We start from the raw sequence: 26487 nt of genomic DNA on the forward strand, positions 1-26487 counted from the left end.
GTCATGTGCTCGCCTGATGCTATAGTGGACGCATGACGACACGGCTTTACTGGCATCCGATCTATCTGGAACATCTGACACCGTCCGGGCACCCCGAGCGCCCGGATCGCATTCGCGCGCTGATGAGCGAGCTGGAAGGGACAGATTTCTACCGGCTCGACCGGGTCGAGGCATCGAAGGCGAGCGCAGACGCGATCCTTCTCGCCCATCCGGAAGAGCATCTTGATGCGGTGCGCGCCAAAATCCCGGAGCCGGTCGAGGATGAAGAAGCGCCGCAGCCCGTAGTGAAGCTCGACGGCGACACCTATGTCAGCCCGAAAAGCATGGAGGCAGCGCTCACCGCCATCGGCGCAACGATGGGCGCGGTGGATGACGTGTTTTCAGGCGCCGCCAGCAACGGCTTTGTCGCTGCACGCCCCCCGGGCCATCATGCCGAGCGTGAGCGCGCCATGGGCTTTTGCCTGTTCAATTCGATTGCCATTGCGGCTCGTCATGCGCAGCGCCGACACGGTGCCGAGCGGGTCGCCATCATCGATTGGGACGTGCATCATGGCAACGGAACGCAGGATATTTTTCAGGACGATCCAAGCGTTCTGTTCTGCTCCACGCATCAGTTTCCGCTCTATCCCGGCACGGGCGCGAAGGATGAAACCGGCGTCGGCAATATCGTCAATGCGCCGCTATCACCCAATACGGGCAGCCGCGAATTTCGCGAAGCATTTAATAGTCGTGTATTGCCCGCTTTGGACAACTTCCGGCCAGATTTGATCCTTATTTCGGCTGGCTTCGATGCTCATTTTCGCGATCCGCTGGCCGAGATCAATCTCGACGAGGCGGACTTCGACTGGGCGACCGGCAAACTCATGGAACGGGCGGAACGCTTCTGCGATCACCGGCTCGTGAGTGTGCTGGAGGGTGGATATGATCTAGAGGGCTTGTCGCAGTCCGCATCTACGCATATTACGCGGCTGTTGAAAGGATGAATCATGGTAACCGAACCGTCCAACGCCGATATTGCGGTCATGAGCTTCGAGGATGCCCTCAAGCAGCTTGAAAAGATCGTCGATGATCTGGAGCGGGGCGATGTGCCGCTGGAAGAATCCATTCGCATCTATGAGCGCGGCGAAGCGCTGAAGAAGCATTGCGACACGCTGCTGAAATCGGCGGAAGACAAGGTCGAAAAAATCCGCATCGGCCGCGATGGTCAGCCTGTCGGCACGGAACCGCTCGACGCGGAATAGTTAGAACAGCGCCCTGAGTTGAGAGACATAGGGCGCGAGCACGCCGCTCAGCAAATAGGGGCCAAGGCCCCAGCAGAGCGTCCACCCGGCAGCGCCGATCACGTTTGCAGCCAGAAAATGCAGCGGGTTCATATTCATGGAGCCCGCGACAATGCCGTTGAGCTGGCGCAACAGCACGACGAAGCGCGCCGTCGCGACCACATAAAACCCCTTGCTGTCGAACAGCTTTTCAAATTGATCGAGCCTTTCAGGCGTGAGCTTGACCAGATGGCCATAGCGCAGGATCAGCTTGCGCCCGCCGAAATGCCCGATCAGATAGCCGGTGCAATCGCCCAGTACCGCGCCGATAAACACCGCCAGCAGCACGGCTTCGATATTCAGCGTGCCATGCAGCGCCAGAAGCGAGCTTGCGATCAGCGCGCTTTCGCCGGGAAGCGGCGCGCCGAACGACTCGAAATAGACGATGACGAACAGCGCCAACGCGCCATAGGCTGTGATGTAGGGTTCGAGAAAGCTCATAAATTCAACATCTTTGCTGAGAAACCGCTGGTCCTGAAACGCAAACGGCTCCGGCGCGGACCGGAGCCGGAAACATATAAATCAAAATATCAGCCGATAGAACGTTTGCCGGTGATGGCGTGATAGGCCCAAAGCACGATGACTGCGCCGACAATGGCGATGATAAGGCTGATCGGATCGAATGCGCCGGTGACGCCGCGCCCGAACAGTGAAGATGAAAGCACGCCGCCGACGATTGCGCCGACAATACCCAATGCGATGTCAAAGAAGACGCCTTGACCGCTTTTATTAACGATTTTGCTGCCGACGAAGCCAGCAATCAGGCCGAGTATGATCCAGCTTATTACAGACATCTTATATCTCCCGAAGCGCAGATAAACATTTGTTTCGCGCTCGCGGAAAATTTTCATATTTATTGCGCAGAGGCAAGTTAATATGCTTGTCAAAACGAGAAATCGTTTTAACTTCAACTTACCGCATGCACGTCAAGCTGCATGGGATAACAGGGAGTATTGCGTCATGGGTAGTTACGACGATAACTCAAACGGTTCGCCGATCCCCGGCGGCAGTCTTGCCAAGCCAATCATGATTGCACTTGGCGCGTTGCTGGTTGGCAAGATGCTCGGCGGCAGCAAGGAAGAACCCGCACCGACGCAGGCGCAGCCGGTGCCTGACCAGTCTCAGGCTGGCGGCGGCTTGGGCGATCTTCTCGGTGGCCTGCTTGGCGGCGGCGCAGCCGGTAATGCTTCGGCTGCACCATCTGCGGGTCAGGCTGGCGGGCTTGGTGGTGGATTGCTCGGTGGCATTCTCGGCGGGCTTGGTGGCCTGCTTGGTGGCGCTGCTGCGGGCAACGCATCGGCAGCACCTTCCGCGCCGGGTCCGCTCAGCGGTGGCCTTGGCGGCCTGCTGGAACAACTGAACCAGGCAGGTCTTGGTGAAAAGGTTGAATCTTGGGTCGGCCAGGGGCAGAACCACCCCATCGAGCCGGGCCAGCTTGGCGATGCTATTGGCCAGAAGACGCTCAGCGAAATTGCACAGCATGCAGGCATTGACCAGCAGGAATTGCTGAACCAGCTTTCGCAGGTTTTGCCGGGTCTGGTGGACAAGCTGACCGCCAACGGTCAGGTGCCGGACACCAACGCGCTTTCCAAGCTGTTGCAGGGTCGCTAAAGCATTTCCAGCAAAAGTGCGTAGCGCCTACGCGGGGAAATCAGTCCACTGGACTGATTTCTGATCCCGCTTCGATGCGTAGGATAATGCGGCTCTGGAAAAGCGTGGAGCTAGCGCCATATTGATGAATGCGGACCGCACCGGCCTGCCGGTGCGGTTTTGTTTTGAACAGATTTGATCGGCTGGTTTTGCGGCTGATCCGGTTGGAAGGATGTCTCATGAGCTTTTTCCCCTGTCCCGATCCGGTGCTTGGCGACAAGACGACAGTGGATGCGATTGAGACGCTGGTAATTCCGCGCACAAGCGACATTGGCGGGCTGGAAGTGCGCCGCGCGCTGCCAACCGTTCGCCGCAGGCTGGTGGGGCCGTTCATCTTCTTCGACCGCATGGGGCCGGCAGTGCTGCGCGATGGCGATGCGCTCGACGTGCGCCCGCATCCGCATATCGGCCTTTCGACGGTCACCTATCTGTTTGATGGTCATATCCGCCACCGCGACAGCCTCGGTACGGAAATGGTGGTGCGCCCCGGCGATGTGAACCTCATGACAGCCGGGCGCGGTATCGTGCATTCGGAGCGCTCGCCCGAAGAAGAACGCAATGGGCCGCTCTCGATTTCCGGCGTGCAGACATGGCTGGCGCTGCCCGATGCGCTGGAAGAAATCGACCCGCATTTCTATCATACCAATGCGCCCGATCTGCCGTTGATGACGGATCCCGAATTTGACGGTCGCCTGATCATCGGTTCGATGCATGGGCTGAAATCGCCGGTCATCCAGCATGCCGATACGCTTTATGCCGATATCCGCATCAAGCCGCATGGTCGTTTTCCCATCCCGCCGACAGCGGAAGAACGCGCGATCTATACGCTGAGCGGCAATGTGGGCATTGGCGGCGAAGTGTTTCCGCCCGACCGGCTGCTGGCCTTCCGCCCCGGTGACGATATCGTCGTGCAGGCCGGGCCTGAAGGCGCGCATATCATGCTTTTCGGCGGTGCGGCGCTTGGCTCGAAACGTTACATCTGGTGGAATTTCGTTTCATCCTCCAAAGAGCGCATCGAGCAGGCCAAGGAAGAATGGCGCACGGGTCGGTTCGATATCGTGCCGGGCGACGAACAGGATTTCATACCTTTGCCTGAATGATAGCCTTATGGTGTTAGCTTGGGCATATTGGCCCAGATCGGCCTGCGCTGCTTGATCTGGCCACGCTGCTGCTATACCGACGACCAATCCAGATAATCCCAAAGACAGGTTGTTTCGATGTCCCGACCCAACACCCCATTGCTCGACAAGGCGCCGACCCCGGATCGCCTGCGCGCTTTGCCGGAGCAGGACCTGCCGCAACTGACGGCAGAACTGCGCGCCGAGCTGATCGACGCCGTGTCCACCACGGGCGGGCATCTGGGCGCGGGGCTGGGCGTGGTCGAGCTGACGGTCGCGCTGCACCATGTTTTCGATACGCCGCATGACCGCATCATCTGGGATGTCGGCCATCAGGCCTATCCGCACAAGATCCTGACCGGTCGTCGCGACCGCATCCGCACGCTGCGGCAGGAAGGCGGCTTGTCCGGTTTTACCAAGCGTTCCGAGAGCGAATATGATCCATTCGGCGCGGCGCATTCCTCGACGTCGATTTCCGCCGGTCTCGGCATGGCGGTGGCCAGCGATCTTTCCGGCGAAAAGCGCAATGTCATTGCCGTCATCGGCGATGGCTCCATGTCGGCGGGCATGGCCTATGAAGCGATGAACAATGCCGGTGCGCTGGATGCGCGGCTGATCGTGATCCTCAACGACAACGACATGTCTATCGCGCCGCCGACCGGCGCGATGAGCGCCTATCTGGCGCGCCTCGTTTCGGGCCGCACCTATCGCAGCGTCCGCGAAGCCGCCAAGCAGGTAGCGCAGAAACTGCCGAAATTCCTTCAGGACAAGGCGCGCAAGTCGGAAGAATATGCCCGCGCATTCTTCACCGGCGGCACGCTGTTCGAAGAGCTGGGCTTCTATTATGTCGGGCCTATCGACGGGCATAATCTCGACCATCTTCTGCCCGTGCTGAAAAATGTGCGTGACACGCAAAAAGGCCCGGTGCTGATCCATGTGGTGACGCAGAAGGGCAAGGGCTATGCGCCTGCCGAAGCTGCCGCCGACAAATATCATGGCGTCAACAAGTTCGATGTCATCACCGGCAAACAGGCGAAGCCGCCTGCGAATGCGCCGAGCTATACCAAGATTTTCGGCACGAGCCTGATCGAGGAAGCGCGTCACGACGACAAGATCGTGGCGATCACCGCCGCCATGCCGACCGGCACCGGGCTTGACCTTTTCGGCGAAGTTTTTCCGCAGCGCACCTTCGATGTGGGCATTGCCGAACAGCACGCCGTCACATTTGCAGCCGGTCTCGCCAGCGAGGGCTTCAAGCCGTTCTGCGCCATTTATTCGACCTTTCTGCAGCGCGGCTACGATCAGGTCGTGCATGACGTGTCGATCCAGAACCTTCCGGTTCGCTTCCCCATCGACCGCGCCGGTCTGGTGGGTGCCGATGGCGCCACCCATGCAGGCTCCTTCGATACGGGTTTCCTCGCCGCTCTGCCGGGCTTTGTCGTCATGGCGGCTTCCGACGAGGCCGAACTGCGCCATATGGTGCGCACTGCCGCCGAATATGACGAAAGCCCGATTTCCTTCCGCTATCCGCGTGGTGACGGCGTCGGCGTCGATCTGCCGGAACGCGGCTCGGTGCTGGAAATCGGCAAGGGCCGCATCGTGCGCGAAGGCACCAAAGTGGCGCTGCTATCCTTCGGGACGCGGTTGCAGGAATGCCTTGCCGCCGCCGATGAGCTGGGCGCTGCCGGACTTTCGACGACAGTTGCTGATGCGCGCTTTGCCAAGCCGCTCGATCACGATCTCATCCGTCGTCTCGCCCGTGAGCATGAAGTGCTGGTGACGGTAGAAGAGGGTGCGGTAGGCGGCTTTGCCTCGCATGTGCTGCAATTCCTCGCCACCGATGGTTTGCTGGATCGTGGCCTCAAGGTTCGTGCGCTGACGCTGCCCGATCTATATCAGGATCACGGCAAGCCGGATGCGATGTATGCCAGCGCCGGTCTCGACCGTGCCGGTATCGTGCACACGGTCTTTTCGGCGCTTGGCCGCGAAGATATCGCGACACCGTTCCGTGCCTGATTTCAGGGCGCGCCTTGACCAGTTGCTGGTGGAACGCGGATTGTTCGCCACGCGCTCGCGCGCTCGCGATGCGATCCAGCGCGGCACGGTCAAGGTGGATGGCAAAGCCGTCACCAAGCCGGGCCAGACGGCTGCCCACAACGCGGCGATCACGGTGGACGATCCGGCCAGCGCCTATGTCTCGCGCGCGGCGCTCAAGCTGATTGCGGCGCTCGATCATTTCGATCTCGATGTGAAGGGGCGCACGGCGCTCGATATCGGTGCATCGACTGGTGGTTTTACACAGGTGCTTCTGGAACGCGGCGCAAGCCATGTCATCGCCATCGATGTCGGACACGACCAGTTGCACGAGCGCCTGCGTGGTAACGCCCAAGTAACCAACAGGGAAGGCGTTAACGCCCGCGCGCTGGAGCTTATCCATCTCGATGGACGCGACATCGACTGCGTCGTTTCGGATGTGAGCTTCATCTCGCTGAAGCTGGCGCTGCCCCCGGCATTGGCCTTTGCGCAAAAAGATGCTATCTGCGCGCTTCTCGTGAAGCCGCAATTCGAGGCAGGACGTGAAGCCATCGGCAAGGGCGGCATTTTGCGCGACACGGCAGACGGCGAACGCATCGCAGAAGAACTCAAACTTTGGCTTGAGACGCAGCCTGGCTGGCGCGCGCTCGGCCTTTGCCCGTCGCCCATCGAAGGTGGTGATGGCAATCGTGAATATCTCTTGGCAGGAAAGAAAGACCAATGACGACGCCAGTAACGGGGCAAGTTAATATCCGCTCGATTGGTGCGGGCGGCGATGGCGTCGCCAATCTTCCCGATGGTCAGATTTATGTGCCTTTCACCCTGCCGGGCGAAGTGGCCAATGTGGCGCGCGACAAGAACCGCGCGACACTGATGGCCTTGCTGGAAGCCTCGCCAGAACGGCAGGACCCGGCCTGCGAGCATTTCGAAGCCTGCGGCGGTTGTGCGCTGCAACACTGGCAGGACGAACCCTATCGCCTTTGGAAGCGCGAACTGGTGGTCTCGGCCCTGAAGGGCAGGGGCATCGACGTAGAGGTTGAACCGCTGGTGGCTTGCGCGCCGCATACGCGCCGCCGGGCCGTTTTTGCGGTGCGCAAGACCGAGAAGGGCGTTCTGCTCGGCTTCAATCGCCATCTCAGCCACGAAATTATCGATATTGTCGAATGCCCGGTCACCGTGCCGGAAATCATCGCGCGCCTCGACGATTTGCGCGATGTCGGCGCTTTGCTGGCCCCCGGTTCCAAACCGTTCAAGCTGGCGGCCACACTGACGGCATCCGGCCTCGATCTGGCGGCAAGCGGCTGCGGTGTGCTGGATGACGACCAGCGCCGCGCCCTGACCGCGCTGGTCATCAAGAAAGGCTTTGCGCGTCTTTCGCACGAGGGCGAAATCATCGTCGAGCCGAAAAAGCCACTGATCCATTTCGGCAAGGTTCCGGTGCCGGTGCCGCCCGGCTGCTTCCTGCAAGCGACGGCCGAAGCCGAGGAAACCATGACAGCGCTGGTGCTGAACCACGTCGGCAAGGCGAAGCGCGTCGCTGATCTCTTCTGCGGCGTCGGCACGTTTGCCCTTAGAATCGCAGAGAAAAGCGCTGTGCATGCGGTGGAAAGCGATGCGGCTGCGCTGGCGGCGCTCGATCGTGGCGTGCGCCATGTGCAGGGCTTGAAGCCTGTCTCGGTCGAGCGGCGCGACCTGTTCCGCCGTCCGCTGATGCCGAAGGAATTGCTGCCATACAACGCCGTGGTCTTCGATCCGCCGCGTGCGGGCGCCGAAGAACAGGCGCAGGAACTGGCTAAGTCCAAGGTGGAAAGGGTGGTTGCCGTGTCGTGTAACCCGGTGACGCTCGCCCGCGATCTCGCCATTCTGCTGAAGGGCGGCTATCGCATCCAGCGCGTCACGCCCATCGACCAGTTCCTGTGGTCGCCGCATGTGGAAGCGGTGGCGACGCTGGTGAAGAAATAATGCGATAAATGCCGGGCAGAGCGCCCGGCATTTTTATTTCGATCATCAGGGTCAGTTGGCCAGTCCGTCGAAATTCGTCAGAATGGTGGTCCAGCCTTTGATGTGGCCGTCGCGCGCTTCGGGGCTGCGGAATTTGACCTGCTTCAGCGTGATGTCCGTGGTGTTCGGGTCCACTTCCTTCAGGTCTATCGTCACCACGCTGTCGTCCAGCGAATGCGGCGAATTCCACGTGAACGCCAGATGCGCATGGGGGTCTATTTCCAGATAGGTGCCCGAATGCGGCACGTCGCGGTCGACCATGTGCATCAAAATGGAAAAGCGACCGCCTTTCACCGCATCCGTGCTGACATCGGACGGACCGGTGCTGTCGCTTGATGCGCGCATGAATTTCGCCAGCGTTGCGGGCGAGAGCCATGCGTTGAAAACCTTCTCCCGGGGAGCGGCGATCCTGCGATTGACTGTCAGTTCAAGCTCACTCATTTTCCTGTTCCTTCGAAACGAGTACATCCTCCAGCGCCGTCAGGCGCAGTTCCCAGACAGACTTCAGTTCCGCAAACCAGTTTTCCACTTCCCGTACCGGTTCCAGTTCAGCGGCAATGAAATGCTCGCGGCCCAAAGTCTTGCGGGTGACCAATCCAGCCTCCTCCAGCACTTTGATGTGCTTGGAGACCGAGTTGAGCGACATGTCGAAATGAGCGGCGAGCGCAGTCACTCTTGATGGCCCCTCCTGTACGAGCAGCGTCAAGATATGCCGTCGCGTAACGTCTCCGACGGCTTTGAGAATATGTGACAGAGCATCTTCGTTCATTATTCACCCGTAAGGTTGAATATACGCCATCCACGGAAATAGTCAACCATATGGGTGAACGTTTTTCAATGGGCCGTGGTGGCGGTTGCGTGCTTGAGCGCGTTTCGATCTGAATGAATCAGATCGGCGCTCTAAGCTGCTATATTTCAAGCATAATCTTATCGATCCTTGTTTCGCTCCGGTCGGATTATGCTCTAAAAACAAAAACCATCTGTACGGGCGGTACAGATGGTTCAATGCAAAACGAATAAGAAGGCCGCCCTTGCGAGGGGGAGGGCTCACATCTTTTCGATGATTTCGGGATCGCCTTCGCGCGGCTTGCCATTGGCGGCGATGATGGCCGGCACAATGTCTTCCGCCCGGTCGATGACCAGCGGCTGCACCTGATGGGCGGTATGGAGAAACCCTTCCGCACGCATATGGTCGAGCAGCGACAGCATAGGCTGCCAGAAATTGTTGATATTGGCGAAGACCATAGGCTTGCGATGCTTGCCGAGCTGTCCCCAAGTCATCATCTCGACGATTTCCTCGACCGTGCCGATGCCGCCGGGCAGTGTGACGAATGCATCCGACTTCTGGAACATCAGGTGCTTGCGCTCGTGCATATCGTCAACGACGATCAGTTCGGTCAGCTGTTCCGCCTTTTCGAGGCTTGCTTCCTTGTCGAGCAGGAAAGTCGGGATGATGCCGGTGACTTCGCCGCCAGCTTCCATCACGCCCTGCGACACCGCGCCCATGATGCCGCGTGTGCCGCCGCCATAGACAAGGCGCAGGCCGTGTTCGGCGATGGAGCGGCCAAGCGCAAGGCCCGCTTCGCGATAGATGGGGTTCTGGCCCATGGAAGAGCCGCAATAAACGCAAATGGATCGAATCTCAGACATAGTGCTTTTTTGGGCTTTTGCTGCGTAAGCGTCAAGTCGGGCGTCACGCCGCAGAGCCGTAAAATCCGTTCATGTCCTGTACATTCAGCGCCAGTATTCTAAGTCTTATTTTGCAAATCAAATCGGAGTGAATTTGAAAATGTTGTCACCAATGAAATTGTCCGTCGCGCTTTTTGCACTGTCCCTGACCGCCTCCGCGGCATCGGCTGCTGAAATTACCATCAAACTGCCGGACGATACGGCGGTGACGACCAATTCCGTCCTTTATAAATGCGGCGAAAAGGACGTGTCCGTCACCTATTACAATGCCGGTGATATTTCGCTGGCCGAGCTTGAGCTGGATGATGAAACCGTCGTCGCTTCCAACGTCATTTCTGGCTCAGGCGCGAAATATGCCGGTGGGGTTTATGTCTGGTGGACCAAGGGCCCGGAGGCTAGTCTCTACAATCTTATGGACGACCCGGAGCAGGAAAAGCCTACAAGCTGTGCAGAACAATAAGCAAGCTAAGAAAAACCCTCGTAGCTTTCTCTAATTCGGTGCAGATTTGTTGTGGGGGGAAGCCAAAAGCTATAAACCCGTTCTAGAGAGCATTTCCAGCAAAAGTGCGAAGCGGTTTTGCGTTGGATAATGCGACAGGGGAAGAAGTTAGCATTTCCAGCAAAAGTGCGAAGCGGTTTGTGTTGGATGATGCGCAGAAAAAAATAGATAGCGCGGTTCCAAAGTCTCCGTTTTAACCGGAAACGCGCAAGTCTCTGGCGTGGGTTTCGAAACGAAATGCAGAAGAACAGCTTTGGATTGCTCGGCGCTGGCGTGATGGCGGTTATTGTCGGGCTCGGTCTTTATTGGAACGCGAAAAAGACAGAGCCAGATACGCCGAAGGCCGGCGTTTCCGCGCCCGCCGCTTCCGGCGGCGAACAACAGGCAGCACAGCCGCAAACGCCCCAGACGGAAACACCCCCAGCGCAATCCGCTGCGGCTGCGCCAAAGGCCGATAAGCCGACCACCCCTGCCGAACAGGCTGCCGTTGAACCGGAACAGCAACACCAGACGCCGATCTTCGACGTCTTGCGCGTAGAACCGGACGGTTCCGTGGTGATTGCAGGCAAGGCCATGCCGAATTCGGACGTCGAAGTCGTGGCTGGCGCCAGTGTTCTCGGCAAGGCCAAGGCAGGCCCCAATGGCGATTTCGTCGTGGTGCTGGACGATCCTTTGAAGCCGGGCGATCATCAGCTGGTGTTGCGCGCCTCGGGGCAGGACAAGGTTGCCACTTCCGCCCAAACCGCCATTGTCTCCGTGCCGGATTCAAAAAGCGGACAGGTTCTGGCGCTGGTTGAAGAGCCGGGCGCAGCAAGCCGCCTGATCACCAAGCCCGAAGCGGCTCCCGCGCAGCCCGCCGACAGCGCCTCCGGCCCGTCGAATGGCGCGGCTACAGCGCCGACACCGGGCGAAAGTTCGCAGGCCAAGCCTGCGGAGGAACTTCCGATTGCCATCGAAGCGGTGGAAATCGAAGGAGACGCCATCTTCGTGGCAGGCAACGCCAAGGGCGGAAACCGCGTGATCGTCCATGCCAACGATATTCTGATCGGCTCCAGTGCCGTTTCGCCGGAAGGCCGTTTCCTCGTGCAGAGCACGCAGCCGCTGGCTGTTGCCGATTACATCATTCGCGCCGATCTTCTCGACAATGCCAATCGTATCGTCGCAACTGCGCGTGTGCCGTTCCGTCGCGAGGCTGGCGCGAATATTTCGGCGGTCGCCCCCGCCGCCAGCGGCGCTGCGCCCGCGGAAGCCGGTGCCGAGGACAAGGCCGCGCTCCAAAAGGTCGATGGTTCGGTGATCATCCGCCGCGGCGATAATCTGTGGACGATTTCCAAGCGCGCTTATGGCAAGGGCACACGCTACACGACGATCTATCTGGCCAATCGCGAGCAGATCAGGAATCCGGACCTCATCTGGCCGGGGCAGGTGTTCCACATGCCCAAAGAGCCACTGGGCGATGAGGAAGTGAAGCGCCAGAGGCAGGAACGTCAAAACTGACCAGTCTTCGTTCTACCACGACAGTTGCATTCTTCGTGATGCCGGTCTGCAACGAGCAATTTCCTGTGCTCCGGTGCTCGAAAATCACTCGTTTCGCCACAGCCTGACGAATTTGCAACTGTCGTGCTACTTAACAATCACGATAGCTTGTTTTTACATTCACGGCGTTTTTTGGAAAAGACGCCGTGAAATCTTGTGCTTTAAGGTATAATCGTTTATCGTCGATATACGATGAAGATTTCCATGAATGATCAGCCCGCAGCCGATCTCGGCACGATGGCGAAAGGCGACGAGGATGCCGCGCGGATCTATGCCGCGCTGGGGCATCCGGTGCGTATCGCCATCTTACGGCAGCTGATCCTTGAGGACGCCTGCTGCTGCAAGGACATTGTCGGCAGGCTGGATCTCGCCCAATCCACTGTTTCGCAGCATTTGAAGGTTCTCGTGACCGCAAGGCTGATCGACTATCGACCCGAACGCCAGTCTTCGCGCTACAGCGTCAACTGGCAGCAAATCAATGCCATTCGCACCCACCTTGCCGCATTTGCCGGTGGTTGTTGCACGTTATGATCTGACCCGAAAGAACGCCTGATGAGCTCCTCCAAAACGGTTTCTGCCGAATCCGGCGAAACATTCAAGACCCTGCGCAATCTCTGGCCCTATATGTGGCCCGAGGGCAGGCCGGACCTGCGCATGCGCGTGGTGTGGGCGACGTTCTATCTGGTCATTTCGAAGATCGTACTCATTCTCGTTCCCTATTTCTTCAAATGGGCGACGAATGCGCTGAACGGACAGCTGCAAGCGCCGGGCTATGTGCCGCTCTTCCTGACCGGTGCGGTCATGCTGGTGGTGGCCTATAATGGATCGAGGGTCGTGCAGGCCGGTCTCAACCAGCTGCGTGACGCGCTGTTTGCCAGTGTCGGCCAATATGCTGTGCGTCAGCTCGCCTATCGGACGTTCGTGCACATGCACCAGCTTTCGCTGCGCTTTCATCTGGAGCGGCGCACGGGCGGCCTGTCACGCGTGATCGAGCGCGGCACGAAGGGCATCGAAACCATCGTCCGCTTCACCATTCTCAACACGCTGCCGACCATTCTGGAATTTGCAATGACGGCGGTGATCTTCGCCGTCTCCTACGGCATTTCCTATCTGGTCGTCGTCGCGGCGACGGTGTGGCTCTATACGTGGTTCACCATCAAGGCGAGCGACTGGCGCATTAACATCCGTCGCGAGATGAATGATTCCGATACGGACGCCAACACCAAGGCTATCGACTCCCTGCTGAACTTCGAAACCGTGAAATATTTCGGCAACGAGGCGATGGAGGCCAAGCGTTTCGATAGCTCCATGGCGCGTTATGAAAAAGCTGCGACCCAGACCTGGACCTCACTCGGCTGGCTGAACTTCGGTCAGGCGGTGATCTTCGGTGTCGGCATGGCGATCGTCATGGTGATGTCGGCGCTGGAAGTGCGCGCCGGAACGCAATCCATCGGCGATTTCGTGTTCATCAATGCGCTGTTGATGCAGCTTTCCATTCCGCTCAACTTCATCGGCTTCATCTATCGCGAAATCCGTCAGGGTCTGACCGATATCGAACAGATGTTCGACCTGCTCGACGTAAAGCAGGAAGTGAGTGACAAGCCGGATGCCAAGCCGGTGCAGGTCGACAAGGGCGCAATCCGCTTCGATGACGTGCATTTTGCCTATGATTCCAATCGTCCGATCCTCAAGGGCATCAGCTTCGAAGTTCCGGCGGGCAAGACCGTGGCGATTGTCGGGCCTTCGGGCGCGGGCAAGTCCACCATCTCGCGGCTGCTGTTCCGCTTCTACGATATCCAGTCGGGCTCGGTGACCATCGACGGGCAGGATGTCCGCGATGTGACGCAGGAAAGCCTGCGTAAGGTTATCGGCATGGTCCCGCAGGATACGGTGCTGTTCAACGACACCATCGCCTATAATATCCGCTATGGCCGCACCGATGCGACCGAGGAAGAGGTGGAGAAGGCAGCCGAAATGGCGCAGATCTCCCGTTTCATCCAGCATCTGCCGGACGGCTATAAGTCCATGGTGGGCGAGCGCGGCCTGAAGCTTTCAGGTGGCGAAAAGCAGCGCGTGGCGATTGCGCGCACGATCCTGAAAGCACCGCCGATCCTGATCCTCGATGAAGCGACCTCGGCGCTGGACACGGCGACCGAGCAGGAAATCCAGTCGGCGCTGGATATCGTCAGCCGTGGCCGCACGACGCTGGTTATCGCGCACCGCCTTTCAACGGTGATCGGTGCTGATGAAATCATCGTGCTGAAGGATGGCTTGATCGCCGAACGCGGCACCCACCGCCAGCTTCTGAAGCACAAAGGCCTTTATGCTTCGATGTGGGATCGTCAGCGTGAGGCTGACGAGGCCGAAGAACGCCTGCGTCAGGTGCGCGAAAGCGACGATATGGGCGTGGTTGTGCGCGGAACGCCTGCGGCGGAGTGATCACGCCACCTGACAGTCGTGCATAAATTGCGAAATGCATTTTGAGATTCTGGAAGGGATGCGCTACATACGGCGAAACGCGAGGAACAAGCGATGAGCCTGACTGACACTATCCGCAACACTTTCGTGCCGATTCACCGTGAAGGCTATCCGTTCATAGCGGGCTTTTTCGTGGTTTCGCTGATCCTTGGCTGGTTGTGGGACCCGCTGTTCTGGATCGGTATGGTGCTGACGGTCTGGTGCATCTATTTCTATCGCGATCCCGAACGCGTGACGCCGATGGACGACGATCTCGTCATCAGCCCGGCTGACGGCAAGGTATCCTTCGTCGGCCCGGCCATTCCGCCTGCGGAGCTTGATCTCGGTTACGAGCCGCTGACGCGCGTTTCCGTGTTCATGAATGTCTTTTCCGTGCACATCAACCGCTCGCCGGTTCGTGGTCAGATCGTTAAGGTCGAGCATCGCCCGGGCAAGTTCCTCAATGCCGAACTCGACAAGGCCAGCACCGAAAACGAACGCAACAGCGTTCTGATCGAGAGCCCGCATGGCAAGGTCGGCGTGGTGCAGATCGCTGGTCTGGTGGCGCGCCGCATCGTGTGCTGGTCCAATCAGGATGACGATCTGTCGGTCGGAGAACGTTTTGGCCTTATCCGCTTCGGTTCCCGCGTGGATGTCTATCTGCCCGCCGATGCGACTGTGCGCGTTGCCGTCGGTCAGACGGCTGTTGCTGGTGAAACGGTGCTTGCCGATTATGGCAGCAACCGTAGCGAACCCGTCGTCCGGATTGCGTAGCCGATGGGAACACCTTTTCCGCCTTTTGAGCCTAATGGCCGCGTGGAGTCATCCCGCGGCCCAAAGCTGTCGCAGATACCGCTGCGTATTGTTATTCCGAACCTCATTACGGTTTTGGCCATTTGCGCTGGTCTGACCGGGATTCGTCTTGCTTTCGAAAACCGCTTCGAGCTGGCCGTCGCTATGGTGCTGGTTGCGGCATTTCTCGACGGCATCGACGGACGTGTCGCGCGCATGATGAAAGGCTCGTCGAAATTCGGCGAGCAGATGGATTCATTGGCCGATATCGTCAATTTCGGCGTTGCGCCCGCGCTGGTGCTTTATGCATTCATGCTGGATCAGGCGCGTTCCTTCGGCTGGATCGCCGGTCTTCTCTATGCGATTGCCTGCTGTCTGCGTCTGGCGCGCTTCAATGTGATGCTGGAAGACCCGAACCGGCCTGCATGGCAGAGCAATTATTTCATCGGCGTGCCTGCGCCCGCAGGCGCTATGCTGGTGCTGCTGCCGGTCTATCTCGGTTTTCTCGGCCTGACGCCCTCGCGCGGGCTGGCCTTCGGTGTTGCGATTTATACAGTAGCCATCGCGTTTCTGCTGGTGAGCCGCCTGCCAGTTTATAACGGCAAGTCGGCCGGCAGCCTCGTGCGCCGCGATATCGTCATGCCGCTGATTCTCTGCGTGGTCGTCTACGTGGCGTTCCTGATGAGCTTCACATGGCAGACGCTGAGCCTGACAGCTCTCGCCTATCTGGCGTTCCTGCCGTTCAGCCTTGCCGCGTGGAACCGCCGCGAGGCTGCGGATCGGGCAGCGGCGGAAGAAACCGCGACCGAGAGCGAGGAAGAAAAGTCGTCGGCGTCAGAAGAAAACTGACGGGAGCTTTTCCAGAATGAACGCAACGCGCTCCTCAACCGAAGTTTTCGGCAGGAGCGCGATTTCATATCCGAACCGGCGATAGGTTGTTTCCATCGCCGTGAAGGTGCACACAGCCTCGTCGAAATCCTGCTTGCGCTCGGCATCTTGCCCAAAAATATCCGGCCATGGCGGGGCGAGAAACACTGTTTTGTTATAACGAATCTGCTGTGCTGCCGCTTCCATATGCGGTGGTGCGGGCAAGTTGCAAAGCGAAAGATAGCCGATCACATCCGGCACGCCGCGATCAAAGAAGACCGGCCCTGTTTGGTCTTGCGCCAAGCGGTATGAGCGCATTTCCCACGACAACATGAGCTCGGCGAAGAGAGCGCGGTCGTCCCAGGGCAGGGCCGTGCCACTAATGGCAACCTGATCCTGAATGATGGCGCGTCCGGCCTCCACGGTGCGAGCGTAGCCGTGCTGTTCGAGTGCGTCAATCAGCGTGCTTTTGCCCGTTCCGGGGCCGCCGCTGATGACGGTGAAGCGCGTAGTGGCGTCAGTCATTTCGTCCTCATGTTGAAAAAGGCTATTCACCAACTGAAAATTGGTTCATCAATTCGGGATGGGGGCAAAAGCAGCAAGCGCCAAGCCAGCGGGCGCGTCGGGGAGGATGAGCCACCCCGACCCAGGCAAGGGCTTTGCTCTCCTTTTGGAGGTGAACTATGTGGCTGATACCCATCAGGTTCACGCTTAGGATAAAGAAAACCCGCACAGGCTGGCAAGCATATGTGCGGGTAATCATCTTAGCCTAAGTACGCGGCGGCTGGAGTTACAGCTTCAGCCGCCATTCCAAACATAACTATTTTGGATCAGATTTTCAATCCGGCATGTGATAGTCGAGGAAGCGGTCCTGCCGCACGTCGAACAGCTTGCCCGTGACATTGAGCGCCGGATCGGCAAGCTTCACGATTTTTTCGGCCACTTCCTGCGGTGTCGGCAGGGTGTCCGGGTCTTCGCCGGGCATCGCTTGCGCGCGCATGGCGGTGCGGGTTGCGCCGGGATTGACCGAGTTGATGTTCAGCGCCATCTGCCTGGTCTCTTCGGCCCAGCTGCGGGCCATGACCTCGACAGCCGCCTTGGAGGCCGCATAAGGCCCCCAGAAGGCGCGGCAGCTATGCGCAACGCCGGATGAAAGCAGAATGGCGCGCCCGGCATCGGAAAGACGCAGCAGCGGATCGGTAGAGCGGATCAGCCGCCAAACGCTCGTCACGTTGACATTCATGACCTTCTCGAAGGTCTTTGCTCCCACATGGCCGATCGGGGAGATGGTGCCCAGCACGCCCGCATTGGCGACCATGATATCCAGTTTGCCCCAGCGCTCGTGGATCGAGCCGCCAAGGCGGTCGATGGCTTCCATGTCGGTGATGTCGAGCGGCACCAAAGTCGCGTTGCCGCCGAGCTTGCGAATGTCGTCGTCCAGCTCTTCAAGGCCGCCGACAGTGCGCGCCACGGCGATCACATGCGCGCCGCGCTTTGCCAGTTCCAGCGAAAGAAAATAGCCAATGCCGCGCGATGCCCCCGTTACCACGGCCAGCCGGCCCGTAAGGTCGATTGTCATTCCGTCCCCAATGACTTTTATGAAGAGATTGGAGCGGCCCGGAGGCCGCCCGTTCGCGAATATGCGTCAGCCGTTGCTCGCAAGCAGCGACAGCGTGTGGATGTTGCTTTCGCCTTCCTGATCGAGAAGGCGGGTCGGGTAGTCACCCGTGAAATAGTGATCCGTGAAGGCAGGCGCCTTCGGATCACGAACCTTGCCGCCGACAGCCTTGTAAAGACCGTCGATGGACAGGAAGGCCAGCGAATCCGCACCGATGTAACGGCACATGGATTCCAGATCTTCATGCTGGTTGGCCAGAAGCTTGTCGGCATGCGGCGTGTCGATGCCATAGAAATCCGGATGATAGATCATCGGGCTTGCCACGCGAATATGCACTTCCTTCGCACCCGCATCGCGCATCATCTGCACGATCTTGACCGAAGTGGTTCCGCGCACGATGGAATCATCCACGAGCACGACACGCTTGCCTTCGATCATGGCGCGATTGGCCGAATGCTTCAGCTTCACGCCCAGGGCGCGAATCTGCTGGGTCGGCTCGATGAAGGTACGGCCCACATAATGATTGCGGATGATGCCATATTCGAATGGAATGCCGCTTGCCTGCGCAAAGCCGAGCGCCGCAGGCGTACCGCCATCGGGCACCGGCACGATGACATCCGCTTCGACACCGGCTTCACCGGCAAGTTCGATGCCCATGTTCTTGCGCGCCACGTAGACGCTGCGTCCGCCGACGACCGAATCCGGGCGGGCGAAATAGACATATTCGAACAGGCACAGGCGTTCCGGCTGGGGGTTTTCCGCCTTGATGGACTGGGTGGTGATCGAGCCGTCCTGCTGGATTTCGCAGACGATCACTTCGCCATTTTCGACGTCGCGAATATATTTGGCGCCAATGATGTCGAGGGCGCAGGTTTCCGAGCAGAAGATCGGCTTGCCGTCCAGTTCGCCCATGACGAGCGGACGAATGCCGATGCTGTCACGCGCAGCGATCAGCTTGGTGCGGGTCAGCGCCAGCATGGCGTAACCGCCCTCAACCTGACGGATCGCATCCACGAAACGGTCGGAAGACGAGGCAAAACGCGACCGGGCGATCATATGCAAAACGACTTCCGTATCGGAAGTCGCCTGGAAGATCGCACCCGAGGCGATCAGCTGTTTGCGCAGCGAAATGCCGTTGGTGAAATTGCCGTTATGGGCAATCGCAATGCCGCCGACTTCCAGTTCCGCGAAAAGCGGCTGCACATTGCGCAGGATCGTTTCGCCGGTGGTGGAATAGCGCACATGGCCGATGGCGCGGTCGCCGGGCAGGCGGTTCAGCGTGGCGGCGTCGGTGAAATGGTCCCCGACGAGGCCCATATGGCGTTCGGAGTGGAAGCGGCGATTGTGATAGGACACAATACCGGCGGCTTCTTGCCCGCGATGTTGAAGGGCGTGCAGTCCGAGCGCTGTCAGCGCTGCGGCGTCTTCATGACCCAAAATGCCGAATACACCACACTCTTCATGCAGGGTGTCGTCATCCAGCATAAAGGAAGTCTCATCATGCGACTGTTGGAACATTGTCCGCAAGGCCTTTCGATTGCGGGTTGTTAAAAACAACATTTACATGAAAGGACGCCGTTTTGAAAGCGATCCCTTGAACCCGCGTCAGTTAAGCTGATCATATAGGCCTTTATTGGGGCCAAAAACAGATGAAACCGGCACAAGCCGGTTTCAATTTTTCACATCAGATTGTGATTATTGCTGCGCAGGCGCGTCATCCGGGACAGGCGCTTCTTCCTGCTCGCCAGTGGCCGGAGCATTGTTCTGCTGCGGCTTGAACTTGTCGACCATCTTTTCCGGGTCAGCCGGCAGGAGATTGCGCAACTGTTCGCCGAAGGAATCGAGCATCGGCTTCGATTTGGCGTTGGTGATCCAGGCAGGCTGGTTATCCGGCACCGCCCAGTTGAAGAACAGCATGGCGACGACCATCAGAAGCACGCCGCGAGCCGCACCGAACAGGAAGCCCAGCGTGCGGTCGAGCGCGCCGATGCGGCTGTCGATGATGAAATCCGCGATCTTCATGGTGATCAGCGAAACGATGATCAGCACCACGAGGAAAACCGCAGCCATGGCGGCGATCATGGCTAGCGTGTCGTTATTGATATAGGGCTTTATGTAGGGCAGCACCGGCTTGTAGAACAGGAATGCAGCAGCGGCGGCAGCGGCCCAGGATACCAGCGACAGCACTTCGCGGGAAAACCCGCGCACCATCGCCAGAACCGCTGATACCAGCGTTATTCCGAGTAGAATTCCATCAAGTATGGTTATCGGCATTCTGGCCTGTCCTCAGTGTTTCGCGCATGCGTTCCGGTGCGCAGGGCAGTCAAAGACGCGGAAGCTTAACATCGGAAGGTTGACAGAATCTTCCCGCGTTAAGCCCCTGAATTATTACTTCTTTCCGGCACCCGATGCTGCAATGCGCGCAACGAGGTCGGGCAGGGCGGCGGTTTCCATGAGACGGAAGCTGCGATCTTTCCAAAGTTCGCCGCTGCCGCTTGGCACTTCCGCCTGCCGGAAGCCGAGTTTCTCCGCTTCCTTCAATCTCTGTACTGCATGCGTCACCGCACGAACAGCACCGGAAAGGCTGATTTCGCCGAAATAAACACAATCTGGCGGAAGGGCAATACCGGCCATGGAGGAAACAAGCGCCGATGCAACCGCAATATCGGCAGCCGGTTCGCTGATCCGATAGCCGCCCGCGACATTCAGATAGACGTCATGCTGGCCGAAGCGAACGCCGCAATGCGATTCGAGCACTGCGAGGATCATGGCGAGACGCCCGCCATCCCAGCCCACGACCGCGCGTCGCGGCGTGCCGAGCGAGGAGGGCGCGACGAGGGCCTGAATTTCCACCAGAACCGGGCGCGTGCCTTCCATCCCGGCGAAAACCGCTGCCCCCGGCGCTTTTTCGTTGCGTTCGCCCAGAAAAAGCTCGGACGGATTGGACACTTCACGCAAGCCGCCATCGGACATTTCAAAAACGCCGATTTCGTCGGTGGGGCCAAAGCGGTTCTTCACCGTGCGCAGGATGCGGTAATGATGCCCGCCTTCGCCTTCGAAATAGAGAACACCATCGACCATGTGTTCGACCACGCGGGGACCGGCAATCTGGCCGTCCTTGGTGACATGGCCGACCAGAACAACCGCAGCGCCGGTCTGCTTGGCGTAACGGATCATGGCCTGTGCCGAGGAGCGCACCTGCGTGACCGTGCCAGGGGCAGAATCCGCCATGTCGGTCCACAAGGTCTGGATCGAATCGATGATGACGAGATCGGGACGTTTGCCGTCGGAAATGGTGGCGATGATGTCTTCGACATTGGTTTCGGCGGCAAGTTCCACTGCCGATGTGGCGACGCCGAGACGCTGCGCGCGCAGGCGGATCTGCGCGACCGCTTCTTCGCCTGAAACATAGACGATGCGGTGGCCGCGATTGGCAAGGGCTGCTGCCGCCTGCGTCAAAAGCGTTGACTTGCCGATGCCGGGATCGCCGCCGATCAGCAGCGCCGACCCGCGCACGAAGCCGCCGCCGGTTACACGGTCGAGTTCGCTGATGCCGGAAATAATGCGCGGGGCATCTTCAATGTCGCCGGACAGCGAGGTCAGCGCCACGGCGCGGCCCTTGCGCTTCGACAGCATCGCGCCCGGACCGGAACCGATACCGCTATTGGTGCCTTCCTCGACGAGCGTGTTCCACTCGCCGCAGGAATCGCACTTGCCCGCCCAGCGCGTATGCACTGTGCCGCAATTCTGGCAGATGAACTGAATGCGCGCCTTGGCCATCAGATACGCGCCTTTTTCGAAGAGATATTATTCATACTGTTCGGGAAGATAGGAACCCTCGGCCAGATCTGCAAATCGCGTGAATTCGGACTGGAAGGCGAGCTTGACCGTACCGGTCGGTCCGTGGCGCTGCTTGGCGATGATGACATCGGCAGTGCCGCGCACTTTTTCAAAATGCTGCTTCCATTCTTCGTATTTCGGGTCGAACTCGTCGCGCGGTTCGAGGTTCTTGACGTAATATTCCTCGCGGAACACGAACAGCACCACGTCGGCGTCCTGCTCGATCGAGCCCGATTCACGAAGATCGGAGAGCTGCGGGCGCTTGTCGTCGCGGCTTTCCACCTGACGCGAGAGCTGGGAAAGCGCGATGATCGGAACGTTCAGTTCCTTGCCGAGCGCCTTCAGGCCGGTGGTGATTTCGGTGATTTCCTGCACGCGGTTCTGTGCCGAGGCCTTGGACGAGCCGGTCATCAGCTGCACGTAGTCGATGACCAGAACATCAAGGCCGCGCTGGCGCTTGAGGCGACGGGCGCGGGCGGCCAGCTGCGCGATGGAAATACCACCGGTCTGGTCGATATAAAGCGGGATTTTCTGCATCACCTGCGAGCAGGCGACCAGCTTTTCGAAATCGGTCTCGGTGATATCACCACGGCGGATTTTCGAGGACGACACTTCCGTCTGCTCGGAAATGATACGGGTGGCGAGCTGTTCCGCCGACATTTCGAGCGAGAAGAAGCCGACTACACCGCCATTCTTGGCTTTCACCGTTCCATCGGCCTGTTGTTCGCCCTCATAGGCATTGGCGATGTTGAAGGCGATATTGGTGGCGAGCGAGGTTTTACCCATGCCCGGACGTCCGGCGAGGATGATCAAGTCGGACGGCTGCAAGCCGCCCATCTTGCCGTCAAGCGTGTGAATGCCGGTGGAGATACCCGACAGGTGGCCATCGCGCATGAAAGCGGCATTGGCCATGTCCACTGCGGTGGTCACGGCGTCCTTGAACGGCAGGAATCCGCCATCGTAACGACCGGTTTCTGCCAGTTCGAACAGGCGGCGCTCGGCGTCCTCGATCTGCTCCTGCGGCGCGTTGTCGACCGGCGCATCATAGGCGAGATTGACCATGTCCTCGCCGATCCCGATCAGCGCGCGGCGGGTCGCCAGATCGTAGATCGCGCGGCCATAATCGGCAGCATTGATGATGGTGACGGCCTCGGTGGCAAGGCGGGTGACATATTGGAAGATCGAAAGATCGCCGACCTTGCCCTCGGGCAGAAAGGTCTTCATCGTGACCGGATTGGCCATCTTACCGACGCGGATCAGATCAGTGGTGATTTCGTAGATACGGCGATGCAGCGGCTCAAAGAAATGGGTCGGCTTCAGGAAGTCCGATATGCGGTAAAAGGCATCGTTGTTGATCAGGATTGCGCCCAGCAATGCCTGTTCCGCTTCGATATTGTGTGGTGCTTCCCGATAGAGTGCGTCCTTCTGATCGCGCACATCCTCGAGTTTGCGTACCGCCGCTTCCGCCATGATTCTTGATCCTGTCCCTGATGCTGCCAGCTAACCGTCATGTGATGCCAAACGCAACGCGGCTTCGGATGATTCCTGCTGGAAGGGATAAGCTATACCATGATTCACACTGATTCACAGTTTGCGCCTGTGAATGAGCGCTATGTTCTTGACGGGCGTTGCCGCGAATAGCAGTGGATATTACTCTGCCTCCCGATCATCAAATTCACCCTGTCCACGGTCGTGCCAGATCCCGGTGACAGGTTCTTCATGCAAAGGTTCATTCATGCGGCATCGTCTGATCGCAGCCGGGCTTTCCTGCCTTGCTTATCTCGCTTCGTTTACGGCACCGGCTACGGCTGCCGAGCCGATCAAGGTCAAGGTCTTCATCGCCGCCATGTTCGAAATCGGACAGAATAGCGGTGATCGCGCCGGTGAATTCCAGTGGTGGTATGACCGTTACTGGAAAGACGCAAAGCCCATCGAAGTGAAGGGCGCGCTGAAGCCGGTCTATTGCAACAATGATGGCGTTTGCGGCTCGGTGCTTGGCATGGGCAAGGTCAATTCCTCCTCCAGCATGCAGGCTATTCTGCTCGATCCGGCCTTCGATTTCTCGAAGAGCTATTATATTCTGTCGGGCGTCGGTGGTACGCCGCCATCGCGCGGCACCATCGGCGATGTCAGTTGGGCGACCTGGCTGGTCGATTACGATCTCGGCCATCGCTGGGCGCCGGAAGAAGGCAAGCCCGGCGAGCCGGTTTTCATGCCGCGGAAGGGTTATGAGGATTACCGGGTCTTCAAGCTGAATCCAGATCTGATCGCCGCCGCGCTTCGCCTCGATTCGAAGGTCGAACTGCTTGATTCGCAGGACGCTCAGAACTATCGCATGCGTTATCCCGACAAGGCCGCACAGGCCAAGCCGTCGCTCAAGACAGGCACGCATATGACCGGCGATACGTTCTTCCACGGGCCCGGCCTGTCGAAAGAGGCGCAATATATCGCGCATCTCTACGGTGCGGATGATTATCTGGTGACGGAAATGGAAGCGGCTGCAATTACGCTGGTCATCAAGCGCCAGTTCGGCACGGATCGTATCGCCAGCCTGCGCGGCTCGGTGAACTTCGATCAGGGCAACCCGAACGAAACCACCTTGCAGCATCTTGATCCAGCGCCGGGTCAGACGGCAGGCGGTTTTGCGGAGACGGTGCAGAACATCTATCTCGTCGGTTCGCCGCTGGTCGATGATATCGTTACCCATTGGGACAAGTGGGAAACCGGAGTGCCGAAGGCCGACTAAAATAAGGATGAGTGCCGAAGGCTGGCTAAAATTAGGACCAGTGCCGAAGGTCGAGTGAAAATGCAAAAGGGCTGCCGGAGACGGCAGCCCTTTTTGTGAACCGGTGCTCGCCGGATCAGGCGTTCGCGCTTTTCTTGACGGCGCGGGCCTCGCTATTGGCCCCCTTTGGCGCGCTGTCGAGCCGCTTGAGGCGCTTTTCTTCCGCTTCGATATAGTTGCGCGTCAGCGGAACGGATTCCTGCCGGTGCGCGATCTGGATGTGGAACACCATCATGTTCTGCCAGCGGAAGGCGCTTTCCGATGCGGCCAGATAAAACTCCCACATGCGGCAGAAGCGTTCGTCATAAAGCGCCTTGGCCCGTTCGCGATTGGCCATGAAGGCCTCACGCCAGGCTTTCAGCGTTTCCGCATAATGCAGCCGCAGGATTTCGATGTCGGTGACATAGAGCCCGGCCTTTTCGATATGCGGCAGCACTTCCGACAAAGCAGGAATGTAACCGCCCGGGAAGATATATTTGCGGATGAACGGATTGGTCGCGCCCGGTCCATCGGCACGCCCGATGGCATGCAGCATGAACACACCATCCGGCTTCATCAGTCGCGCCACATGCTGGAAATATTCCGCGAAATGGCCGACACCGACATGCTCGAACATGCCGACCGAAACCAGCCGGTCGAACTTGTCTTCGATATTGCGATAGTCGGTCAGCTCGAACTTGGCGCGGTCGGAAAGTCCTTCATCGGCGGCGCGCTGGTTGGCGATGCCGTGCTGTTCTTCCGAAAGGGTCACGCCGGTCACATTGGCCTTGAGATGGCGGGCGAGATAAAGCCCCATGCCGCCCCAGCCGCAGCCGATATCGAGCACCTTGTCGCCTTCCTTCACCAGCATTTTCGCGGCGATATGGCGCTTTTTTGCAAGTTGCGCTTCGGCAAGCGTTGCATTCGGTGTTTCGAAATAGGCGCAGGAATACTGCTTGTCCGGGTCGAGAAACAGGTCGTAAAGCTCGCCGGAAAGGTCGTAGTGACTTTTGATATTGTCGGACGAGCGCGCAATCGTGTTCATCTGCTGGAAGCGGCGGAACAGGATGCGCAGTTTCGCCAGCGCCTTCATCCACGGTTCTGTCGCGGCGGTCGGCCCGGTGTTTTCGAACACGATCTGAAGCAGCGTGTAGATATCGCCGTCCAGAAAGTCGATCTCGCCGTCCATGAAACATTCGGCGAGCTTCAGTTCGGGGTCGAGCGCTACGGCGCGCTCGGCGTGCTTTGTCTTGAAGTGTATATGAACCGGCACCCCGGTCTTGTCGCCATACTGCGAACGCGCACCACTAGAATCGGTGACCGTCAGGTCTCCGGTTTTAATCATATGCGAAAGAACAGTACGCATCATTCCATACATCGGCCCCATCTCCTTTTATGGAGTGAGACAGGCGTAGCATCCATGCGGTTGCATGGCAGGCGGCTTGTGTATCCTCTTCTCGAGCCACACTGTCATCAGATTTTCAGGCAGTTTCCGTAAGGTCTACCGGCCCTGGGAACGCTGTCTTAAGCAACGCGGACGTTTCCGTCTGCACCCTCTCCAATACATTACCATGGAGAAGAATAGGCAGTTTTCCCGTTCTGGAAAGAGAAAATGCCCGGCGGAGGCCGCCGGGCATGATCATTTAAAGTTTACCACCATTGGAACGCCTGCTGACAAAGCTGGCTTTTCCGGAGGTAAGTGTAACAATTAAGCCTGGTCTTCAGCTTCTTCGTCTTCGTCGAAGATTTCTTCCGAAAGCGGGGCTTCTTCGATGCCGTAGATGGCTTCGATCGAGGTGAGGTCTTCACCCTTTGCCTGACGTTCAGCTTCTTCGTTCGAACGAGCGATGTTGACGGTCACTTCAACCTGAACTTCCGGATGCAGCGAAATCGAAACTTCGTGCAGGCCGATGGTCTTGATCGGATGGTTCAGTTCAACCTGGTTGCGGTGCAGGGTGAAGCCGTTTGCGGTGATGATGTCGGCGATGTCGCGGGTCGAAACCGAACCGTAGAGCTGACCGGTTTCACCAGCCGAACGCACAACGATAAAGCTCTGGCCATTCAGCTTTTCAGCAACGGCGCTTGCTTCGTTCTTGCGTTCCAGGTTCTGGGCTTCGAGCTGAGCGCGCTGGCCTTCGAACTTCTTCTTGTTGGCTTCGTTGGCACGAAGAGCCTTGCCCTGCGGGAGCAGGAAGTTACGGGCATAGCCGTCCTTGACCTTGACGGTTTCGCCCATCTGGCCGAGGCGGCCAATGCGTTCCAGAAGAATGACTTCCATTGGAGTTTCCTTTCGAGTGTTTAAT

At 58.7% G+C, this 26487-nt stretch carries 26 protein-coding genes and 1 pseudogene; 14 read left to right on the top strand and 13 right to left on the bottom strand.

Features of this window, described 5'->3' with window-relative positions; genetic code table 11:
* The first annotated feature begins 32 nt into the window (after window positions 1–32).
* Window positions 33–983, top strand: a complete 951-nt coding sequence (locus tag ABWW11_RS03670; RefSeq protein WP_109368451.1) for a histone deacetylase family protein — start codon at window positions 33–35, stop codon at window positions 981–983.
* A gap of 3 nt (window positions 984–986) precedes the next feature.
* Entirely contained in the window at window positions 987–1241 is a 255-nt protein-coding gene (locus ABWW11_RS03675) for an exodeoxyribonuclease VII small subunit (RefSeq protein ID WP_078338030.1), read from the top strand.
* Here ABWW11_RS03675 and ABWW11_RS03680 read toward each other — a convergent pair whose 3' ends face one another.
* Both ABWW11_RS03680 and ABWW11_RS03685 read right to left on the bottom strand, forming a co-directional pair.
* Complete coding sequence (locus tag ABWW11_RS03680; protein ID WP_109368452.1) at window positions 1242–1760, bottom strand: DedA family protein; 519 nt, start codon at window positions 1758–1760, stop codon at window positions 1242–1244.
* Between the two features lie 89 nt (window positions 1761–1849).
* Entirely contained in the window at window positions 1850–2113 is a 264-nt protein-coding gene (locus ABWW11_RS03685) for a GlsB/YeaQ/YmgE family stress response membrane protein (RefSeq protein ID WP_109370181.1), read from the bottom strand.
* Window positions 2114–2279: 166 nt separating this feature from the next.
* On the opposite strand from ABWW11_RS03685, the gene ABWW11_RS03690 reads away from it, so the two are divergent.
* The 5 genes from ABWW11_RS03690 to ABWW11_RS03710 all read left to right on the top strand — a co-directional run bounded on the left by ABWW11_RS03690 (window position 2280) and on the right by ABWW11_RS03710 (window position 8083).
* The gene (locus tag ABWW11_RS03690; protein WP_109368453.1) at window positions 2280–2930 is read left to right on the top strand and encodes a YidB family protein; all 651 of its coding nucleotides are present in this window, start codon (window positions 2280–2282) and stop codon (window positions 2928–2930) included.
* A 218-nt stretch (window positions 2931–3148) separates the two neighbouring features.
* The gene (locus ABWW11_RS03695) at window positions 3149–4069 is read left to right on the top strand and encodes a pirin family protein (RefSeq protein WP_109368455.1); all 921 of its coding nucleotides are present in this window, start codon (window positions 3149–3151) and stop codon (window positions 4067–4069) included.
* Window positions 4070–4186: 117 nt separating this feature from the next.
* On the top strand, window positions 4187–6103 hold the full coding sequence (gene dxs / locus ABWW11_RS03700) for a 1-deoxy-D-xylulose-5-phosphate synthase (protein ID WP_109368456.1): 1917 nt from the start codon (window positions 4187–4189) through the stop codon (window positions 6101–6103).
* Window positions 6096–6845, top strand: coding sequence for a TlyA family RNA methyltransferase (locus tag ABWW11_RS03705; protein ID WP_235858908.1), 750 nt, complete (start codon window positions 6096–6098; stop codon window positions 6843–6845). Before dxs ends, ABWW11_RS03705 begins: the two co-directional genes overlap by 8 nt.
* Window positions 6842–8083 carry a class I SAM-dependent RNA methyltransferase gene (locus ABWW11_RS03710; protein WP_109368458.1) on the top strand — a complete coding sequence of 414 codons (1242 nt, stop codon included), beginning with the start codon at window positions 6842–6844 and terminating at the stop codon, window positions 8081–8083. Before ABWW11_RS03705 ends, ABWW11_RS03710 begins: the two co-directional genes overlap by 4 nt.
* Window positions 8084–8134: 51 nt before the next feature.
* Here ABWW11_RS03710 and ABWW11_RS03715 read toward each other — a convergent pair whose 3' ends face one another.
* The 3 genes from ABWW11_RS03715 to ABWW11_RS03725 form a co-directional block, all read right to left on the bottom strand.
* The gene (locus ABWW11_RS03715) at window positions 8135–8563 is read right to left on the bottom strand and encodes an SRPBCC family protein (RefSeq protein WP_109368459.1); all 429 of its coding nucleotides are present in this window, start codon (window positions 8561–8563) and stop codon (window positions 8135–8137) included.
* Window positions 8556–8891 carry an ArsR/SmtB family transcription factor gene (locus tag ABWW11_RS03720; RefSeq protein ID WP_109368460.1) on the bottom strand — a complete coding sequence of 112 codons (336 nt, stop codon included), beginning with the start codon at window positions 8889–8891 and terminating at the stop codon, window positions 8556–8558. Before ABWW11_RS03720 ends, ABWW11_RS03715 begins: the two co-directional genes overlap by 8 nt.
* 278 nt (window positions 8892–9169) lie before the next feature.
* Complete coding sequence (locus ABWW11_RS03725; RefSeq protein WP_109368461.1) at window positions 9170–9772, bottom strand: LOG family protein; 603 nt, start codon at window positions 9770–9772, stop codon at window positions 9170–9172.
* Between the two features lie 151 nt (window positions 9773–9923).
* Between ABWW11_RS03725 and ABWW11_RS03730 the strand changes: the two genes are divergently transcribed.
* The 6 genes and pseudogenes from ABWW11_RS03730 to pssA all read left to right on the top strand — a co-directional run bounded on the left by ABWW11_RS03730 (window position 9924) and on the right by pssA (window position 15944).
* The gene (locus ABWW11_RS03730) at window positions 9924–10271 is read left to right on the top strand and encodes an MliC family protein (RefSeq protein WP_371835843.1); all 348 of its coding nucleotides are present in this window, start codon (window positions 9924–9926) and stop codon (window positions 10269–10271) included.
* A gap of 276 nt (window positions 10272–10547) precedes the next feature.
* Entirely contained in the window at window positions 10548–11807 is a 1260-nt protein-coding gene (locus tag ABWW11_RS03735; protein WP_121537339.1) for a LysM peptidoglycan-binding domain-containing protein, read from the top strand.
* Between the two features lie 243 nt (window positions 11808–12050).
* A complete protein-coding gene (locus tag ABWW11_RS03740) occupies window positions 12051–12377 on the top strand; it encodes an ArsR/SmtB family transcription factor (RefSeq protein ID WP_349496900.1) in 327 nt (108 codons plus the stop codon).
* A 21-nt stretch (window positions 12378–12398) separates the two neighbouring features.
* Window positions 12399–14285 carry an ABCB family ABC transporter ATP-binding protein/permease gene (locus ABWW11_RS03745; RefSeq protein ID WP_109368465.1) on the top strand — a complete coding sequence of 629 codons (1887 nt, stop codon included), beginning with the start codon at window positions 12399–12401 and terminating at the stop codon, window positions 14283–14285.
* Between the two features lie 87 nt (window positions 14286–14372).
* Window positions 14373–15077, top strand: a pseudogene (locus tag ABWW11_RS03750) (phosphatidylserine decarboxylase); the annotation flags it as partial.
* Window positions 15078–15080: 3 nt separating this feature from the next.
* On the top strand, window positions 15081–15944 hold the full coding sequence (pssA, locus tag ABWW11_RS03755; protein ID WP_109368467.1) for a CDP-diacylglycerol--serine O-phosphatidyltransferase: 864 nt from the start codon (window positions 15081–15083) through the stop codon (window positions 15942–15944).
* Here pssA and ABWW11_RS03760 read toward each other — a convergent pair.
* The 6 genes from ABWW11_RS03760 to ABWW11_RS03785 all read right to left on the bottom strand — a co-directional run bounded on the left by ABWW11_RS03760 (window position 15930) and on the right by ABWW11_RS03785 (window position 22890).
* Complete coding sequence (locus ABWW11_RS03760; protein WP_121537343.1) at window positions 15930–16487, bottom strand: AAA family ATPase; 558 nt, start codon at window positions 16485–16487, stop codon at window positions 15930–15932. The genes pssA and ABWW11_RS03760 overlap by 15 nt on opposite strands.
* Window positions 16488–16800: 313 nt before the next feature.
* Window positions 16801–17541, bottom strand: coding sequence for an SDR family NAD(P)-dependent oxidoreductase (locus ABWW11_RS03765; RefSeq protein WP_319080993.1), 741 nt, complete (start codon window positions 17539–17541; stop codon window positions 16801–16803).
* A 66-nt stretch (window positions 17542–17607) separates the two neighbouring features.
* On the bottom strand, window positions 17608–19098 hold the full coding sequence (gene purF / locus ABWW11_RS03770; protein WP_109368470.1) for an amidophosphoribosyltransferase: 1491 nt from the start codon (window positions 19096–19098) through the stop codon (window positions 17608–17610).
* 177 nt (window positions 19099–19275) lie between these two features.
* Window positions 19276–19854, bottom strand: a complete 579-nt coding sequence (locus ABWW11_RS03775; RefSeq protein ID WP_109368471.1) for a CvpA family protein — start codon at window positions 19852–19854, stop codon at window positions 19276–19278.
* Window positions 19855–19968: 114 nt separating this feature from the next.
* Complete coding sequence (gene radA / locus ABWW11_RS03780) at window positions 19969–21360, bottom strand: DNA repair protein RadA (RefSeq protein ID WP_109368472.1); 1392 nt, start codon at window positions 21358–21360, stop codon at window positions 19969–19971.
* A gap of 27 nt (window positions 21361–21387) precedes the next feature.
* Window positions 21388–22890, bottom strand: a complete 1503-nt coding sequence (locus ABWW11_RS03785) for a replicative DNA helicase (RefSeq protein ID WP_109368473.1) — start codon at window positions 22888–22890, stop codon at window positions 21388–21390.
* Between the two features lie 265 nt (window positions 22891–23155).
* Between ABWW11_RS03785 and ABWW11_RS03790 the strand changes: the two genes are divergently transcribed.
* Window positions 23156–24166: a purine-nucleoside phosphorylase gene (locus ABWW11_RS03790; RefSeq protein ID WP_121537347.1), complete on the top strand. Its 1011-nt coding sequence runs from the start codon at window positions 23156–23158 to the stop codon at window positions 24164–24166.
* 115 nt (window positions 24167–24281) lie between these two features.
* Here the strand turns inward: ABWW11_RS03790 and ABWW11_RS03795 are convergent, their stop codons facing one another.
* Together ABWW11_RS03795 and rplI are read right to left on the bottom strand one after the other, a co-directional pair.
* Window positions 24282–25562, bottom strand: a complete 1281-nt coding sequence (locus ABWW11_RS03795; protein ID WP_109368475.1) for a cyclopropane fatty acid synthase — start codon at window positions 25560–25562, stop codon at window positions 24282–24284.
* Between the two features lie 330 nt (window positions 25563–25892).
* Window positions 25893–26462, bottom strand: coding sequence for a 50S ribosomal protein L9 (rplI, locus tag ABWW11_RS03800; protein ID WP_109368476.1), 570 nt, complete (start codon window positions 26460–26462; stop codon window positions 25893–25895).
* Between the last annotated feature and the right edge of the window lie 25 nt (window positions 26463–26487).

Source organism: Brucella sp. NBRC 113783, from assembly GCF_040372265.1.
In the GTDB taxonomy this organism is placed as follows: Bacteria; Pseudomonadota; Alphaproteobacteria; order Rhizobiales; family Rhizobiaceae; genus Brucella; species Brucella teleogrylli.